General features: G+C 34.4%; 13 protein-coding genes. 5 read left to right on the top strand and 8 right to left on the bottom strand.

Going from position 1 to position 17170, the window contains the following annotated elements; genetic code table 11:
* Nucleotides 1-128 precede the first annotated feature (128 nt).
* A complete protein-coding gene (locus CW751_RS07875) occupies nucleotides 129-2264 on the bottom strand; it encodes a polyribonucleotide nucleotidyltransferase (RefSeq protein ID WP_101334462.1) in 2136 nt (711 codons plus the stop codon).
* A 252-nt stretch (nucleotides 2265-2516) separates the two neighbouring features.
* On the bottom strand, nucleotides 2517-2786 hold the full coding sequence (gene rpsO / locus CW751_RS07870; protein ID WP_101334461.1) for a 30S ribosomal protein S15: 270 nt from the start codon (nucleotides 2784-2786) through the stop codon (nucleotides 2517-2519).
* A 404-nt stretch (nucleotides 2787-3190) separates the two neighbouring features.
* Between rpsO and CW751_RS07865 the strand changes: the two genes are divergently transcribed.
* On the top strand, nucleotides 3191-4111 hold the full coding sequence (locus CW751_RS07865; RefSeq protein ID WP_101334460.1) for a lysophospholipid acyltransferase family protein: 921 nt from the start codon (nucleotides 3191-3193) through the stop codon (nucleotides 4109-4111).
* Between the two features lie 55 nt (nucleotides 4112-4166).
* Here the strand turns inward: CW751_RS07865 and CW751_RS07860 are convergent, their stop codons facing one another.
* Genes CW751_RS07860 through CW751_RS07850 form a run of 3 tightly spaced genes read right to left on the bottom strand, consistent with a single transcriptional unit; the run spans nucleotide 4167 to nucleotide 5682 of the window.
* Entirely contained in the window at nucleotides 4167-4718 is a 552-nt protein-coding gene (locus CW751_RS07860) for a DUF4924 family protein (RefSeq protein ID WP_101334459.1), read from the bottom strand.
* 39 nt (nucleotides 4719-4757) lie between these two features.
* Nucleotides 4758-5417 (bottom strand): OmpH family outer membrane protein, encoded by a 660-nt coding sequence (locus tag CW751_RS07855; RefSeq protein ID WP_165779254.1) that lies wholly within the window; start codon nucleotides 5415-5417, stop codon nucleotides 4758-4760.
* Between the two features lie 4 nt (nucleotides 5418-5421).
* Nucleotides 5422-5682 carry a hypothetical protein gene (locus CW751_RS07850; protein WP_101334457.1) on the bottom strand — a complete coding sequence of 87 codons (261 nt, stop codon included), beginning with the start codon at nucleotides 5680-5682 and terminating at the stop codon, nucleotides 5422-5424.
* A gap of 160 nt (nucleotides 5683-5842) precedes the next feature.
* Here CW751_RS07850 and CW751_RS07845 point away from each other — a divergent pair, with 160 nt between their 5' ends.
* A complete protein-coding gene (locus CW751_RS07845) occupies nucleotides 5843-6688 on the top strand; it encodes a DUF1853 family protein (RefSeq protein ID WP_101334456.1) in 846 nt (281 codons plus the stop codon).
* A 69-nt stretch (nucleotides 6689-6757) separates the two neighbouring features.
* Here the strand turns inward: CW751_RS07845 and ispF are convergent, their stop codons facing one another.
* The 3 genes from ispF to porU form a co-directional block, all read right to left on the bottom strand.
* Complete coding sequence (ispF, locus tag CW751_RS07840) at nucleotides 6758-7237, bottom strand: 2-C-methyl-D-erythritol 2,4-cyclodiphosphate synthase (RefSeq protein WP_101334455.1); 480 nt, start codon at nucleotides 7235-7237, stop codon at nucleotides 6758-6760.
* Nucleotides 7237-8508 carry a type IX secretion system outer membrane channel protein PorV gene (gene porV, locus CW751_RS07835; protein WP_165779253.1) on the bottom strand — a complete coding sequence of 424 codons (1272 nt, stop codon included), beginning with the start codon at nucleotides 8506-8508 and terminating at the stop codon, nucleotides 7237-7239. The genes ispF and porV overlap by 1 nt, the downstream gene beginning before the upstream one ends.
* 95 nt (nucleotides 8509-8603) lie before the next feature.
* The gene (gene porU, locus CW751_RS07830) at nucleotides 8604-12464 is read right to left on the bottom strand and encodes a type IX secretion system sortase PorU (RefSeq protein ID WP_101334453.1); all 3861 of its coding nucleotides are present in this window, start codon (nucleotides 12462-12464) and stop codon (nucleotides 8604-8606) included.
* 179 nt (nucleotides 12465-12643) lie between these two features.
* Between porU and CW751_RS07825 the strand changes: the two genes are divergently transcribed.
* From CW751_RS07825 to CW751_RS07815, 3 genes are all read left to right on the top strand, one after another.
* Nucleotides 12644-13630, top strand: coding sequence for a PorP/SprF family type IX secretion system membrane protein (locus CW751_RS07825; protein WP_101334452.1), 987 nt, complete (start codon nucleotides 12644-12646; stop codon nucleotides 13628-13630).
* 77 nt (nucleotides 13631-13707) lie between these two features.
* A complete protein-coding gene (locus CW751_RS15560; RefSeq protein ID WP_205677803.1) occupies nucleotides 13708-15729 on the top strand; it encodes an SUMF1/EgtB/PvdO family nonheme iron enzyme in 2022 nt (673 codons plus the stop codon).
* A 57-nt stretch (nucleotides 15730-15786) separates the two neighbouring features.
* Entirely contained in the window at nucleotides 15787-17073 is a 1287-nt protein-coding gene (locus CW751_RS07815; RefSeq protein ID WP_101334451.1) for a UDP-N-acetylmuramoyl-tripeptide--D-alanyl-D-alanine ligase, read from the top strand.
* The last annotated feature ends 97 nt before the right edge of the window (nucleotides 17074-17170 follow it).

Raw genomic sequence — 17170 nt, 5'->3', positions numbered from 1 at the left:
GAGCTTTTGTAAGTTTGTGTTATCTCATGAAATTTAATTTCAAAACATAAAGAATAGCAATTAGTTGAGAAACAAAAAAGCCGTCCCAATTACTCAGGACGGCTTTACTTATTATAGACTTTTAAAGATTAATCTTTCTTTTCATCTTTTGCTAAAAGCACTTTACGAGAAAGTTTCCACTTTTTAGATTTTGGATCACGACCCACTACTTTAAACTTCAACATATCACCTTCTTTGGCAACATCTTCCATTTTTGCAATACGTTCGTTAGCAAATTCCGAAACATGAATTAATCCATCAGTTCCTGGAAGAATTTCAACAAAAACTCCATAAGCTTGGACAGATTTCACTTTTCCTTCGTAAACTTCACCTTCTTCAACCGTTGGAGGGAATGCAATATCACGAATAGATTTCGTTGCAGCATCCATTGGTTCTGCCCCTTCAGCTAAGATTTGAACAATTCCTTCTCCAGTTGACTCATCTTCTTCAATCATTACAGTTGCTCCTGTATCTTTTTGAATTTGTTGAATGATTTTCCCACCAGGTCCGATAATTGCACCAATCGCTTCATTAGGAACGCGAATTGTTTCTACTCTTGGAGCAGATGGTTTCAACTCTGTATTTGGCTCAGAAATCGTTTTATTTAATTCGCCTAAAATGTGTAAACGACCATCTTTTGCTTGCTCTAAAGCTTCAGTTAATACTTCGTAAGGCAATCCGTCAACTTTAATGTCCATTTGACAAGCTGTGATTCCTTTTGAAGTTCCTGTAATTTTAAAGTCCATGTCTCCTAAGTGATCTTCATCTCCTAAGATATCAGACAATACAGCGTATTTTCCTTCTTTGTTCATGATTAATCCCATAGCAATACCAGAAACTGGCGCTTTAATTGGAATACCACCATCCATTAATGCAAGTGTACCTGCACAAACAGTAGCCATAGAAGAAGAACCGTTAGATTCTAAAATTTCTGAAACCAAACGAATTGTGTAAGGATTATCCTCTGGCAATACATATTTCAATGCACGTAAAGCCAAGTTTCCGTGTCCAACCTCACGACGAGAAACCCCTCTAATTGGGTATGCTTCTCCCGTACTGAATGGAGGGAAATTATAGTGTAGCATGAAATTTTCTGTTCCTTGGTAAGTTGCAGCATCAATCATTTGCTCTTGCATTTTACCACCTAAAGTAAGTGTTGTCAATGATTGCGTTTCACCTCTTGTAAATACAGCAGAACCGTGCACCATTGGCAAATAATCTACCTCACTCCAAATAGGACGAATTTCATCAAATTTTCTACCATCCAAACGAATACGCTCATTCAAGATCACATCTCGAACAGCTTCTTTCATTGTTTTAGCATAGTAACTTCCGATTAACTTTTCGTTTTCTTCCAATTCTTCTTCGGTGAACAAAGCTTTTACTTCTTCTTTAATCGCTTTAAACCCTTCAGAACGCTTCTCTTTGTCGGCATGACCTTGACGCGCTACTTCTTGACATTTTTCATAAGCGAAATCATGAATTTTCTTCTCAAAATCTTCATTTGAATCTTCATGAGAGTATTCACGCTTTGGAGAAGAAGATGGAACTTCAGCTGCCAAATCTAATTGGAACTGACATTGTTCTTTAATTGCTTCGTGTGCGATTTTTATTGCTTCGATTAAATCAGATTCTTGCACTTCGTGCATTTCTCCTTCAATCATCACAACGTCCTTCATCGTACCCGCAATCATCAATTCCATATCTGCTTTTTCCAACTCAGATTTCAATGGATTTATGATAAACTCACCATCAACACGTGCAACACGTACCTCTGACATTGGTCCATTGAATGGAATATCAGAAACTGCAATTGCCGCAGAAGCAGCAAATCCTGCTAAAGTATCTGGCATGTGCTCACCATCGTAAGACATCATTTGAATCATTACTTGCGTATCTGCATGGTAATCATCTGGAAACAATGGACGCAAAGCTCTATCCACTAAACGCATAATTAAAATTTCCAAATCTGATGGACGACCCTCACGGCGTAAAAAACCACCTGGGATACGACCTGCACCAGCAAATTTCTCACGATAATCTACTGTTAAAGGTAGAAAATCGATTCCTTCTTTAGCTTCTTTCGAAGACACAGCTGTAGCTAATAAAACTGTGTTGCCCATTTGTAACACTACTGAACCGTCTGCTTGTTTTGCAAGCTTTCCAGTCTCTACAGAGATATCTTTACCTCCGATAGTGATGGACTTTTTTATTCCTATATTCATATTTATTTATTTACAAATTTTATTTCTTTGTAAGAAAAATTCAAATCCTGCGTTATACTCGATTTTCATTTTACTTGTTTATATAGATAAACGCCTAAAATCAAAATCTTCATAAGCCTTGTCTTTGACAATTTTCTTATCAAACAATTTAACTTCTTTGGATTTCAAGTTTCCCAACTATCATTTTAACAAAAAAGGGGAACTCCGAAAAATTTCGTTTGCCCCCCTTTTCTATAAAATTGTAATCAAAAATTATCTTCTCAATCCTAATTCTTTAACAATCGCACGGTATCGCAAGATGTCTTTAGCTTTTAAATAGTCTAAAAGACTTCTACGTTTACCTACTAACAACTGCAATGCACGTTGTGTATTGTAATCTTTACGATTTGTTTTCAAATGATTAGTCAAATGACCAATACGGTAAGTGAATAAAGCGATTTGACCTTCAGCAGATCCAGTGTCTTTCTCTGACTTTCCGTGTTTTTTAAAGATTTCTTCTTTCTTTTCTTGTGATAAATACATTCCAATATTATTTAATGATTTTTATGTATGTGCTTTGAAACACAGCTGCAAAGATATGTATAATATTTTGTTATGCTACAAAAATTGATTTTAATTTAACTAAAGTTTCAATATCACCTCAACAAATAAATAATAAGTTGTTTCACAATTGCTTTAGTAAATAGGTTACCCCTTAAAATCGCAAACCGTAAAACCAATTCGCTCGCCTCTTACCTTTTTATATTGGTCATCATTTTATTTTCAAACACTCTACCTCTACATTATTATGTAAAAACGAACCCTTTAGAAAATAAAGAGCAATACAAACAAAAGGATGCAATTCAAAAGCTAAATAGCTTAAACAATTAACAATTTTTCGACAGCTATTGATTCATTAATTTTATAATTTTACACAAAAAAAACAAATGTTAAGTGCCCTGGCGTATTATGTGCTTATTTATCCGCTTTCTTTACTTCCATTGCGGGTTTTGTACTTATTTACTGATGTTTTTTATTTATTATTAATTACCATTATTCCGTATCGCCGAAAAGTAGTAAGAACAAACATTGAACGGTCTTTTCCAAATAAAACTAAAAAAGAAAAACGCAAAATTGAAAGAAAATTTTATCGTCACCTAACTGATTTACTAGCTGAAGGAGCAAAGAATCTAAGTATTTCTAAAAAGCAATTACTGAAACGATTTCAAGTTGAGCAATCAGAAGTTATGGACAGATTGTATGCGCAAGGAAAAAGTGTATTATTAGTGTCTGGACATTACAATAATTGGGAATGGCTAATTACAGGTCAAAATTTATTATTTAAACACCAAGCTGTAGGAATTGGAATGCCACTAAGTAATGGTTTTTGGGATAAAAAATTAAATGCCCGAAGATCACGTTTTGGAATGAGGGTTATTCACTCGAAAATTGTGCATCAGTTTTTTAAGGAGAACAAAGAGCAAATTGCTACATTAGTTCTAGCCGATCAGTCTCCTGGAGATTCAAATAAATGTTATTGGACGGATTTTTTAAATCAAAAATCAGGTATTTTATTCGGTCCAGAAATGTTGGCGAACACATACAATCATGCAGTAGTCTATTTTAGTATTCACAAACTTAAACGTGGACATTACTCAATGCGTTTACAAGAGATTAGCTCGGATCCGCGTTCACTTAAATATGGGGAACTTACAGAGCAATTTGTTCGTTTACTTGAACAAACAATAAATGAAGCACCGGAATTTTGGATATGGTCGCACAAGCGCTGGAAAAGAACAGTTCCTGAGCATCTTGATGAATTGCGTCAGGAACAAGTGAAAAGATTTAATGACAAATTTAGATCTTAATCTGTAAGTAAAGAAAAAAGTCTCAAAAAACCTGGCTCATCATATAATTTTATGGCTACTGTTCAAACATACTCATATCACCTGCTTTCATTTTATGATAAGCCTTAGTGAGATATGCTAAAATTATGCGCATTGTATCAAAAGCTTTTTCTGACTCAGCATTAATTTCCTGCCCTTTCAACTTTAGTAAAAGTTTCATATACAGTGCTTGAAAACAAACCTCTACCAGGTTTAAATCACCAAGATCACTTTTCTTTTGAAAAGCCTCAATGTTTTCATCTGCTGCACTTAATAAATCAAGGTATTTTTTGTCTTTAACTACATCCTTCAAGGTATTATGCAGATAAATGAGTTCGGTTATAACCTCTCCTAAACGATGCAAGTGGCCTTTTTTTTCTAAACCTCGCGACTTCATTTCATCGATTATATCTTGATACCAAGTTACGGCCTCATTTTCAAAAGATTCACTCTTAATTTGTGGACGTATTATATTCGCCCGAATTTGCTCAATATTAAACTGATACGCCCTAACCATATCCTCCACTTGGTACATATAGATAACATATTCTGCAATATTGTTTTTTAATTTTTCTTGGGCAATAAACATTCTTTCTGCGCTTTTTAATGAATGGGAAAGAAAATAATATTAATTCTCTTCTACTTCTTGGATGGCTTCCACCTCATCTTCAAAACCAGACATCAATTCTTCTTCTCTGTCGTTCAAGAAATTGATAAATTCATCTGTCACATCATAGGCGTTATTAATAAACGTAATCTGACCACCTTTTTGATAAAAAAACAATAAATCTATGTCCTTTTTATTAGAGAATTCTTTTCCAGCTTCAGCAATTTTGTTCATTAGTGCGGTTTGGTATTCCATTGACTCTTTTTGAAGTGCAGCACCACGCTGTTGTTCAAACTGTTGAATAGCCTGTTGCTTTTCCATAGCTGTTCGTTGGATATCTTCAATTTGATAACCTGTAATTTCATTGGCTTCCATTCTTTTTTGTACATCCGCTTCATAAGCTTGATAAGCACGGTATTTTCTCTCTAACTCCTTTTGGAAATTAAGCTCTTTTGATTTAAGAACAGAATCAATTTCTCTGTAAAAACCAAATTGAGTAGCAATACTATCTTGGTGGTAGTAGGCCATTGCAATACCTGTTTCACCTTCTCCCATTTGTTTTTTCTCTACTACTTTAACAGGTGTTTCATTTTTTACATTTTCATTATTTGAATTGTTACAAGATGTAAAAAAAGCAACTGATCCAAGAATTAAAGTAGAAATTAAAAGTATATTTTTCATGGGTTTATTTATTTGTAATGTTTGTATTTTTATTTTTAAAAGATTCATTCCAATCTGTTCGCATGTCTACAAATCTTTTGAGACAATTATTAAGGAACTCTGTTGTAATCATGGCTTTTACATCTGCCAATCCCATGACATCAAGCTCACCTATTTTATAACTTTGCTCGAATTGTCCTAATTCAATTTTTACGGTATATTTACCATTATAGGAAAAAATTTGAATCTTGAAGCGCTCGTGCGGTATGGTATCAACAATTCTCATATCTATCGATTTGTAAATTCAGCACAAAAATATCAATTCAATTAGGATTCACAAAAATAAAAGGTTTTTAAATTTTAAATATGAAAATGTTTAATCAACAGAAATAATAATTATTTCTTTTTTACTGAATTTTTAGCCGGATTTGTCTATCTTAACAATTATGAAGATTAATGATGAAATCTCTTTAAAAAACATAATGGTCAAAGACTTGTATTGGCTTTTATTCTCTACTTCACCGCTTTCTCATCAATATAGTCTATCATCATATGCTTTATTTCCTTTTGAATTACAAGAAGAATGGAAAGTGCGTGCACAAACTTATTTTATTGAGCTTGATCAAAACCCAAAACCGCTTGAAGTTTTTCTTCACCGAAAGAAAAATAAAAGACTCGGTTTTTATGCAGAAGCATTGCTCTCCTATTTTTTTCAGACATTTAGACCAATTACGTTGTTATTACAAAATCATCAAATTATAGATAATAAAACAACGATTGGTGAAATAGACTTTATTATAGCGTATGAACATCAGGTAATCCACTTAGAGTGTGCGGTAAAATATTATTTACTTAGCGATAAGCATCGCCCAGATTTACCTTCAAACTGGATTGGGCCGCGTAAAAAGGATCATTTAGGTTTAAAGTTAGAAAAAGTACTTCAACATCAGCTTCCGTTGGGAAAAAGTAAGTCGGTATTCCATAAGATCAATAAAAATATTGATGTTTCATATTTGTTTTTAAAAGGAATTTTCTTTACCAACAATGTTAAAACCAACAATAAAATATGTCAGAAAATACCCAAACGCTATGTTTATCAATCTGAAGCGCAAAACTTGACTAAGCCTGTCCTCGGAGTTTTAGAGCGTCCAAATTGGCTCTCTGCTACTCAAACTACTTCAATAAACGAAGTGAGTTTTACAACCATAGACTTAAATATACCTTTAGTTAACCCCCAATTACTTATCCTTGAGAATTCAGAGGTTATTTTTGTGGTTCCAGATGACTGGTAATTTCTACACAAGAAAAACCAAAATGAATGTGTTTAATTCCGGTTTGAAAAATTCGATATAAATTTTAGGTTAGGCCTTCTCTAGTAAACAAACAACATAAGCTTTCACTGCCTTTTGTTGTCCGAAGGAATCGACTTTTTCATGTGTTGTCGCCTTAATTGAAACATTTTCTAATTCAGTTTCAAGCAATTCTGCAATTACCTTTTGCATTTCAGGAATATGCGGATTTACCTTTGGTTTTTCAAGGATAACAGTTGCGTCAAGATTACCTAAAACAAAGCCTTTATCCTTAACTAATAGAAAAGTTTCTCGCAATAAGATTTTTGAATCGATGTCTTTATACTTTGGGTCTTGATCCGAAAAATGATAACCAATATCTCTTAAATTAAGTGCGCCAAGCATAGCATCACAAATTGAGTGAAGTAAAACATCTGCGTCAGAATGTCCTAAAGCACCAAGTTCTGCTGGAATTTTCACACCTCCAATAACAAGATCTCGATTTTGAACGAGTTGATGCACGTCGACACCAAAACCAATTTTAATTTTCATTATTGTGGTTTTACATTTGCTTTATCTGAACTTGCCGCGCCACCTAGATGTAACCTAAGGGTAAAACGAATGGTATTTTGCAAAGGATTATTTCTTCTTAGAGAAGTCAAATAGGAAAAATCAATTCCAAACATTCTATATTTCAACCCAATACCAAAAGTTAAGTGTTGTCTTGCTCCTTTTTTAAGGTTTTCATAAAAATAACCTGCACGGGCTGCAAAAAGATCGTTATACCAGTACTCTAAACCTGTACCAATCATGATTTCATTTAATTCCTCACGAAACTTTGTCCCTTCAACCACTTGATACGAGCCATCAGGGTTTTGAATATAATCACCATTATCATCTTTCGCCAAGGCTCCAGGAGCATCATAAAAAGATTGTAACATACCGGGTACAACACCTATATTCTGATCGTATCCAGACATTATTTCTCCTGTTAGACTATTCCTTATTGGTGGTGTTGGAACAAGCAGTTTCGAGAAGTCAACCGCCCAAGTCAAGCTATTATAAGCATCAAAATCAAATGTCATTGCAGAACCAATTTTAATATTAGTTGGTAGAAAATCTCTATCGTTTTCAACGGTATAAGATACTTTATTACCAATATTATTTAAGGTTATACCAAAAGCGAGCGCACCTCTCGTACCTCCATATCTTACATCGTCATTATGATAAGAAAAAGATAGGTCTGCAGCACCTGCCAATCCTGCGGTACTCTCAGCTCCCTCTACAGCTACTCCAGCAGTTAAATTTGAAGAAATAAATTTACCATTCAATCCTAATGAAAAATTATTGTTCAAACGAAAAGAGTACCCTGCAAGAATTTCAAACTCTGTAGGTGTATTTTTGATTGTTGTATTTCCTTCATTATCTGTAAATACGATTTCACCTAAGCTAAAATAGCGCAAAGATCCCCCCACAACATTTCGATCATTGATTTTATAAAAACCAGCCAAATGCGACAAATTAATGTCTGATGCTAAATTCTGAAGCCACGGCGAATACGACAAAGAGACCTCTGATTTTTCTTCCGTAAAAGCTAACATGGAGGTGTTCCAGAAAAAAGAATTCGATGTCGGACTTAATGCCGTTCCAACGTCTCCCATTGCACCAGAACGTGAATCAGGTGTAATTTGCAAAAATGGAACAGATGTGGTTATCGTATTCAATTGTAAGTCTTCAGCATCTGTTGCTTTGTTTCCACTTTGGGCCAAAAGCGCTAATCCAAAAAAAGTAGCTGCTCCAGTTAATAAATATTTTTTTATCATTATTGTTTGTATTCTCGCTTTAAATTTTCGCACGACATTCTCCATAAAATAGAATAGCATACAAATATACGTATTCCTTAAAAATTTATTGTGTTTTACTTCAAAAGATACAGTTTTTGCATTTCTTGGGCTTTTTCACCTTCAGGACTTTTCACTGTAACTCTATACACATAAATTCCTTTAGCTAATTGATCTCCAAACTCATCCCTTCCGTCCCAAGGTATACCTTCAGTTCTAAACCCTCTTGTTTCTACTGTTCTATTAATGGTTTTTATCAATCTACCCGTAACAGTATATATTTCAATTTGCGTCTCCAATGCTGCACAAACTTGATTGTGCTCAAAGAAAAACTCGGTATGCGTAGTGAATGGATTCGGGTAATTTAGCACATGATCGAGTGCAATATCTTCATCTTCATGAACCGTGAACTCTATTGTTTTTTCACTCGAATTATTATTGACATCCCAAGCTTTAAATGTCAATGTATGTAAACCTGGTGAGAGATCACCTATCTGGTAACGCAAACTACCACTTTTGTAGGTGTCTAAATCAGATTCATAAAATTCATTCAGCACTTTTGCCTCACTTGTCTTGGCGTCTAAAATCATCGTAATATCATGGCCAATTCCATTCCCCACTGTATTAATACCACTTTCATCAAATAAATTAGCAATTAAAACCGGAGATTCATTTGTAATTCCGCCACTTACAAAACTATCATCATTAAGATATATTTCAATTTCAGGTCCTACCTGATCATTCAATCCCGTTGTATCAATCCCACCAATTAAAAAGTCAGTGGAATAACCTCCTCCATTATTATTGTTCTTACTCCAGGAATAAAAACTAGCTTTTCCTTTTCCATAATTGTAATCAATATCTTTCGGTACAATGAAGTCAAACTCAAATCGTCCATTTTGAACGGATGACTTACCTTTAAATAAAATATTGTCTTGTTGTGAAAAGGGAATCACTGGTGACAAAGCATCTTGTCCTAATGTAGCTCTAGATGCAGGTTTATCATAAACAGAAGGCTGAACAAAACCATTAAAACCAGTTAAAAGGTTGCCATATTGATCCTCTACATGTCCTTTCATATTAACTTTAGATAAAGCGCGAATTGTATCAGTTACTAAATTTACATCTAAACTATTTATGGAATCCAATACAATATTTTCATAGGGAAGCGCAATTTCCAAAGCAGGATCACCGAGTAGCATAAAGCTTCTTTTATTGTTAGACGATCCCGTAACACCGTTTTTTGTTCTTAAAATAATCTCTCCAAAGGTTAATGGTTTTCCTGAAGCATCTCGGGTAAATACATTTTCAAAAAACTGCTTAGTGGTGACAGAATTTGTAGAAAAATAGACTGCACGTGTTGTCGTCATCAAAGCAATCGCACCACCAACTTCATTCAAGGCCATCCATTCACCAATAGAAACCAACTCATTATCATCAATACGAGCAAATTCACAGGTAGCAGAAACAAATAAGGTAAGTTTATCAATATTTTCATACTCCTGGACAGAACCGATTGACATGATTCTCTCTTGTGCGGCACTTTCGGAATTACCATGTCCAACATAACATGTTACTAATGATCCAGATTCAATACTTCTATTAATTTCATTGTTTACTTCGGGATATCGTTCTCCTCCTGCAGTTGTAATTTGTGGGTAAGCATCAGCATAAATCTTTTTTACGTTCATTTCAGGATGGTTTGCATCAACATAAATAGAAGCGGGTTCCAAATCTTGATTGATGAAATATCCACTTTCTTCATCATCTGCAATTAAAGTATATTTGAGTCTCCAATCACCATGAGTTGAAATGTATCCATCTTCTCCACACAGCAGATTATTGGATGAATAAAGCATTGAACCATTTTTCATGTAATGCTCGATTTTATTGACCAAAGTTATAGCGTCAGATTTTGAAGTGGCAACAAGTCGTCCTACAGCAATATCGAGCAAATCAGAAGGAGAAAACTCTTCTGAATCATCTAAAAAGCCAAAATAATCATCAGAAACAATAGCTGAAGTATAATTCTCAGAGTTTAACGTCTCATAAACCGGAACCATGTAATTGTTATTGGCAATTCGTGAAAGCGGATCGTATGTACCATCTCCAAATAACAAAAGGTACTTAGGTCTCAAAGAAACATCAGCTCCTGCTCGATCATAAAACATCTTAGCGAAATACTTTATAGCTGTTGGGTCTTGAGTTCCACCAGAAAATTCATTATAAACCTGGGTTGTTGTCACAACATGAACAGAAAGTCCTTTACCTTCATGCAAAGTTGCTAAACGGTTCGCTTGACTAAGAAAATTTGGGTGCGTTACAATTAAATAATCGGCAGCAGGAAGTCCATGCAAGTTTTGATGTGCAACTTTTCCAATATATTCTGGACTGTTGAATTGTGAGGCAAAAGCGACAAAGGTACGTAAACTATCAGCTGCAAAACTAAAATTATAGGTGCCACCACTAGCAGAACCAGTAACTAACTTTGGTGTATTCGGTTGGGTGACCTCCCATACTTTTCCATTACTTGGGAAACTGCTAATTTGCATCTCTGCAATATTTCCAACACCGACTGATTCAAGATCTCTAAAAGACATTCCATCAAAATAAGTCAAATAACTTCTTGCATTTACTTCTAAAAAATCAAGATAACCCTCATCGGATGGGTTGGAGCGCGTAAAATTAACCCTCAAACTAAAATTGCTTGACGAAGGGTTAAAACCAGAAGGAGAGGTTAAGAAACCAGCCCGTGAAAAACTATCGTCATTGGAAGCTCCGATAGAAGCTGAGCCTATTGTCGTTGAATTATATTGAACACGAAAACCTGTTGTACCTCCACCATTTTTTGCAGCCATATAAGCACGTAAGCTAGCTGGTTTATTTGGGTTCAAATGCGGTATTTGAATAGAAAAGTTTTGAGTCAGATTGGCATCAAATTTTTCTCCATACCAACGTTGCCCTGTTTTCATCAAATTCACAAGTTCTTTTTCATGTATTGCAAAAGAATTATAATCTGTTACAACATGTGTTGGAGTGTTGCTAGACATGACGGCATTTGAAATTCGAGCAGGAATAGAATTACTATTTATATTAATATAGTAAACAGAATAATTAGCATAAATGTTTAATAATCGCTGAAAACGGTTATTCTTGGCCTCCCATTTATGCGGACCTCGTCCATAAAACAACAAATAATCTCCCGCATCAAAAGATCCATCACCTCCATCAACAACTGAAATATCATTCTTTAAAAGATCATCCGGCCTATACTCAGCATTCGATTCTGGCAACTTTCCAAATCCATTCCCATAAATATTCAAATGATCAGGATTAAGTTGATCAACATTTACACCTATATTCTTTAAAAAATCATAATCTATTTTGTAAATACCGTTTGTCTTTACTTTAATTTTATACCACTCTCCTGAACCGTTTTTTAAAACAGAAGCACTTGCAAATGAAGCAGACTTAGTTTCATATATAGGTGCGGAAATTTGCTTTAAGGTTATTGAAGTTATTTTTTGAATAACGCCGTTTACATTTACAAATGGAACAAAAGAAACATTTGCGTAGTAATTTTTAAAATCACTATTATTTTTTACACGAATTATCGGTGCTGAAGAAACTTCAATATTGGCGTTGTGTAAAAACAGCTTTTCTTTATTGGTCAATTGACTTGTTTGATAGGATACCAGACTAAAATCATGCGCTGTATTTGAATTAGCCCTTTTAAATTTGTGTATAAACAAAAATTCATTTTCGCTAACAAAAGAACTTTTAAGATTTGGGTATTCTACGATTTGGCTACCAATAGTCATTTTTGCTAACGTATCATTCCATTTTAAATCAAGTTGAATTTCATCTTGGGCAATCCCCACATATGAAACTGAAGCAGTAAAAATTAGCAATAAGAAGCGTATTAATATGTTATTCATTTTCTGTATAATAATATAAACTGCAAAGTTTAAAAAAAGAATGCATTAAATTAAGTTTTTTCAATTGTTTAAACGATGAGTTCCTTAACATATTTTAAAACTTTCCTCTTTTTTTGTAACTATGCGAGATTTTTTTCGTAAAATTGACAGTTGTTTGTGTATTATTGTAAAAATAGACTATGCTTAAGTATAATTTCGTCATAATAACATTTATATTGATCTTCTTGCAGTTCAGCGAGTTGTCTTTTAAATCCCACGCTCAAGACCCGCAGTTTTCGCAGTTCTATGCCAATCCAATATATTTGAATCCGGCTTTTGCTGGAAGTCATGGTTGTCCAAGATTTGCTGTTAACTATAGAAATCAATGGCCTGCGCTTTCTGGAACTTTTGTCACTTATTCTGCATCTTATGATCAATATTTGAAAAGTATTTCGGGAGGAATTGGTGTGATTGCAACGCATGATCAGCAAGGTAAAGGTACCATTAACCATACTACTTTGAGCTTGATTTACAATTATCATTTAAAAGTAAACAGAAAGTTTACGATGATGTTTGCCGGTAAAGCAACATGGAACCAAAAGTTTCTTGATTGGGACAAACTGACATTTGGAGATATGATTGACCCAAGAAGAGGGTTTATTTATGGAACAAATGATGTACCTCGTGGAGGTTCTCGTGGTTTCTTTGATGCATCTGCAGGAATGGTAGGATTTACAGAAAATTTCTTTTTCGGCGTTTCAGGACATCACTTAAACATGCCCAACGAATCGATGATTAATGGAGATGATAGTCCAATGCCTATTCGTTTAACAGGACACATGGGAGCGAAAATTGGACTTGGTGGAAAATCTCAATATTCTAATGAAACTTCTATCATGCCCAACCTTATCTATCAATACCAACAAGGTTTTATGGAGTTAATGCTAGGAACATACGTTAAATATGGCGCATTTACAGCTGGAGCATGGTTTAGATCAAAAGATGCATTCATCCTTTCACTAGGAGTAAATACAGGAACGATAAAAGTAGGATACAGTTATGATGTAACCGTATCAAAATTAAATAATGGTGTTTCAGGAGGTTCTCACGAAGTTTCGCTTGGATTTGACTTAAATTGTAAAACAAGACAACCAAGCTTCAGAACTGTTTCGTGTCCTTCTTTTTAAAAAATTTGTAACTAAAGATTAAAAACACGTTATTTGTACACAGAACATTTATAATTATGAAAATAAAGACCAAAAATATGAAAAGATTCACACAATGGTTTGTCGCTTTGAGTGCTATAGCGATTGCTTCTTCATGTTCTCGAGAAGTATCCGACACCACAGGTTGGGATTATAACAATCCTGGTATAGGTGGTTTCCAAAAAGTACCTTATGTAGATCAAGAAACAGGACCTGGACTTCTTTTAGTAGAAGGTGGAACATTCACAATGGGACGTGTTGAAGATGATGTTATGTATGATTGGAACAATAGACCAAGAAGACTAACTGTATCTTCCTTTTATATGGATCAAACGGAGGTAACAAACTTTCACTGGTTAGAATATATGTATTGGATCAGTAGAGCATATCAAAGTTACCCAATGATATACAAAAACGCTCTTCCTGATACATTGGTTTGGCGTTCTGAACTTGGGTTTAATGAAAAATATGTTGAATATTATTTCCGTCACCCTGCATACAGAGATTACCCTGTTGTAGGTGTATCTTGGTTACAAGCAAATGATTATTGTAAATGGAGAACAGATCGTGTAAATGAATATATTTTAATCAGAGAGGGTATCCTCAACTTTAATATTAATCAAGCTGATGAAGCAACTTTTAATACTGAATCATATTTAAACGGTCAATACGAAGAAGAGATTAGACAGAATTTAACTGATTTAGATCCTTCGAATGCAACAGGTAAGAAAGGTAAAGATTTAGGTGAACGTCAAGTAAGAATGGAAGATGGTATTTTGCTTCCACGTTACAGATTGCCAACAGAAGCCGAATGGGAGTTTGCTTATTATGGACTTATTGGAAACATGTCAGGAGAAGATTCTGAGGTAATAAGCAACAGAAGAATATATCCGTGGGATGGACACTTTGTGAGACAAGAAAATGAAGAGTTCCAAGGTGAGATTAGAGCTAACTTCGTTCGTGGTCGTGGTGATTACATGGGAGTTGCAGGGAATCTTAATGATGGTGCAGACGTTACAGCACCTGTTGACTCCTACTGGCCAAACGATTATGGTTTATACAACATGGCAGGAAACGTAGCTGAATGGGTTCTTGATGTATATCGTCCATTATCTTCTGAAGACGTAGATGAATTCAGACCATTTAGAGGAAATGTTTTTCAAACAAAAGTCTTAAATAATGCCGGTGCTGTGGCATACAAAAACTTTCAAGTTGAGTATGACGTACATGGTATGAAAGAATACCTAAACGAATTTGAGCGTGTAAGGTATCAAAGAGTTTCTGCAGAGAAGCACGATCCAAATGATACTGTAATTCAGAAAGGTCTAATGAAAACAAATGAATCTAAACACCCAGTAGCACGTGGTTATGCACCAGATCCATTTTATGTTTCGCATGACTTTACTAAGGATTCAATGGAGCTTGAAATTATTGCGAATATCAATGCTGTTTTAGATAAAGCAATTGCATTCAGAAATGACAAATATAACACTGAAGCATCTATGGTAATTCAAGAAGAGTTATTTGATGGTATCTTTGCAGATGAAATTAGAATTGGACCATTAGGTGAAGAATATGCTTTTGAAATTATTTCTCTACTGAGAGATGGATTCCAAGAATTTATTATTGATACACCTGGAAAACTTAAATATAGAAATGTAACTGAGGAAGAAAATATCGGAAGATTAAATTACAGAAGAGCTGACTACATTGATTATGTTGATGGTGATATCGAGTCTTCTATTCATTACGATAATACAAAACGTAAAAATGACATTAATCAAGCAAGAAGAGATCCTGATCTAGTGATGTACCAAAGCCGTCATGAAGAATATGACTTAAGGGGAGCAAATATTAAACCTGGAGGTGATGACAGAACAGCTTGGCCTACAACATTAGTCTCTAACAAGTCACGTGTGTATAAAGGTGGTTCTTGGAAAGATAGAGCATATTGGATTGTTGGTGGTAACAGAAGATTCTTAGATGAAGATCAATCTACAGATTACATCGGCTTTAGATGTGCGATGGATAGAATTGGAAGTCCAACTGGAATGAATTATTCTAGAAAAAACAGAAAATAATTAAGGAATTAATTATATTTAAACCTCGGCAATTTTGTCGAGGTTTTTTTTTGAATTATGACAGAACTCTTCAAGTTATTTTACGATTGTGGACAAGTATCAACAGATACAAGAAAAATTGAATACAACGATTTATTTATTGCACTTAAAGGAGAAAACTTTGACGGAAACGAATATGCCGAAAAAGCAATTGAGAAAGGTGCAAAATATGCTATTGTTGATGATCAATCAAAAGCAGATAATAAGCAAATCTTTCATGTGGAAAACAGTTTGGTTTTTCTACAAAAATTAGCAGAGCATCATAGAAAGTCTCTTGACATTCCGGTAATTGGAATAACGGGAACCAATGGAAAGACAACCACCAAAGAATTAACAGCAGCTGTACTATCACAAAAATACAATGTGCTATTCACAGAAGGTAATCTTAATAATCACATAGGAGTTCCTTTAACCTTGTTGAAGTTAACACCTGAACATGAAATTGCGATTATAGAAATGGGAGCAAGTAAAATCGGAGACATCAAAGAATTGACCGACATTGCTCACCCAACTCATGGAATCATTACAAATATTGGACATGCGCACATTGAAGGATTTGGAAGTCCAAAAAATATTGTAAAAACCAAAACAGAACTCTATAAAGCGATTGAAGAAGACGAAGGTAGATTGTTTATCAACGTAGAAGACGAGGTTTTGATTAAGCATAAACCCAGCTCCTGCCCTACTTCAACTTATGGATTAAGAGAAAACGCAGATATTTCAGGAGAAATTTTAGCCTTAGATCCAATGTTGAGTTTTGAATGGAAAACAAGTGAGAATAGAAAAATAAAAGTCCAAACTCAAATCATTGGGAAATACAACTTCTTAAACATGTTGGCAGCAATATGTATTGGTTCACATTTTAAAGTTGAGAATGAATCCATAAAATCTGCATTGGAAAATTATAAACCGAGTAACAATCGTTCTCAGGTAGAAAAAACAATCAACAACACATTAATTTTGGATGCCTACAATGCCAATCCGACAAGTGTAAAATCAGCACTGGAAAACTTTGCGGAAATCACATCTGAAAATAAACTTTTTGTGATTGGAGATATGTTGGAATTAGGAGAAAACACTTTAAAATATCATCAAGAAGTCATCGATTTATGCAAAACGCTAAACCTACAAGGAATGTTTGTCGGAGAAATATTCTCTCAACTCAAAGACAAAAATGAAATTCTTGCTTTCAAAAATACCGAAAAAGCAAAAGAGTTTTTCGAAACCGCAAGTCCAAAAGATAATTTGATTTTACTAAAAGGATCGAGAGGAATTGGGTTAGAGAAATTGGTAAAAACGCTTTAGAAGGAATTATGAATGATGAACGATGAATTTTGTCGCTATGTCTTTCAAAAAATAATTAATGCTTAAAGCAATGCAATAGAGAGGGATTTCTTGTCGC

It is taken from the genome of Brumimicrobium salinarum (assembly GCF_002844555.1).
GTDB classification, from domain to species: domain Bacteria; phylum Bacteroidota; class Bacteroidia; order Flavobacteriales_D; family Crocinitomicaceae; genus Brumimicrobium; species Brumimicrobium salinarum.
The sequence above is the reverse complement of the archived record's forward strand: the minus strand, read 5'-3'. Positions and strand labels throughout refer to the sequence as shown.

Bases quoted from the DNA above. Each gene is read 5' to 3' on its own strand.
- CW751_RS07875 (WP_101334462.1), bottom strand. From the start codon at position 2,264: ATGAATATAGGAATAAAAAAGTCCATCACTATCGGAGGTAAAGATATC.
- rpsO (WP_101334461.1), bottom strand. From the start codon at position 2,786: ATGTATTTATCACAAGAAAAGAAAGAAGAAATCTTTAAAAAACACGGA.
- CW751_RS07865 (WP_101334460.1), top strand. From the start codon at position 3,191: ATGTTAAGTGCCCTGGCGTATTATGTGCTTATTTATCCGCTTTCTTTA.
- CW751_RS07860 (WP_101334459.1), bottom strand. From the start codon at position 4,718: ATGTTTATTGCCCAAGAAAAATTAAAAAACAATATTGCAGAATATGTT.
- CW751_RS07855 (WP_165779254.1), bottom strand. From the start codon at position 5,417: ATGAAAAATATACTTTTAATTTCTACTTTAATTCTTGGATCAGTTGCT.
- CW751_RS07850 (WP_101334457.1), bottom strand. From the start codon at position 5,682: ATGAGAATTGTTGATACCATACCGCACGAGCGCTTCAAGATTCAAATT.
- CW751_RS07845 (WP_101334456.1), top strand. From the start codon at position 5,843: ATGAAGATTAATGATGAAATCTCTTTAAAAAACATAATGGTCAAAGAC.
- ispF (WP_101334455.1), bottom strand. From the start codon at position 7,237: ATGAAAATTAAAATTGGTTTTGGTGTCGACGTGCATCAACTCGTTCAA.
- porV (WP_165779253.1), bottom strand. From the start codon at position 8,508: ATGATAAAAAAATATTTATTAACTGGAGCAGCTACTTTTTTTGGATTA.
- porU (WP_101334453.1), bottom strand. From the start codon at position 12,464: ATGAATAACATATTAATACGCTTCTTATTGCTAATTTTTACTGCTTCA.
- CW751_RS07825 (WP_101334452.1), top strand. From the start codon at position 12,644: ATGCTTAAGTATAATTTCGTCATAATAACATTTATATTGATCTTCTTG.
- CW751_RS15560 (WP_205677803.1), top strand. From the start codon at position 13,708: ATGAAAAGATTCACACAATGGTTTGTCGCTTTGAGTGCTATAGCGATT.
- CW751_RS07815 (WP_101334451.1), top strand. From the start codon at position 15,787: ATGACAGAACTCTTCAAGTTATTTTACGATTGTGGACAAGTATCAACA.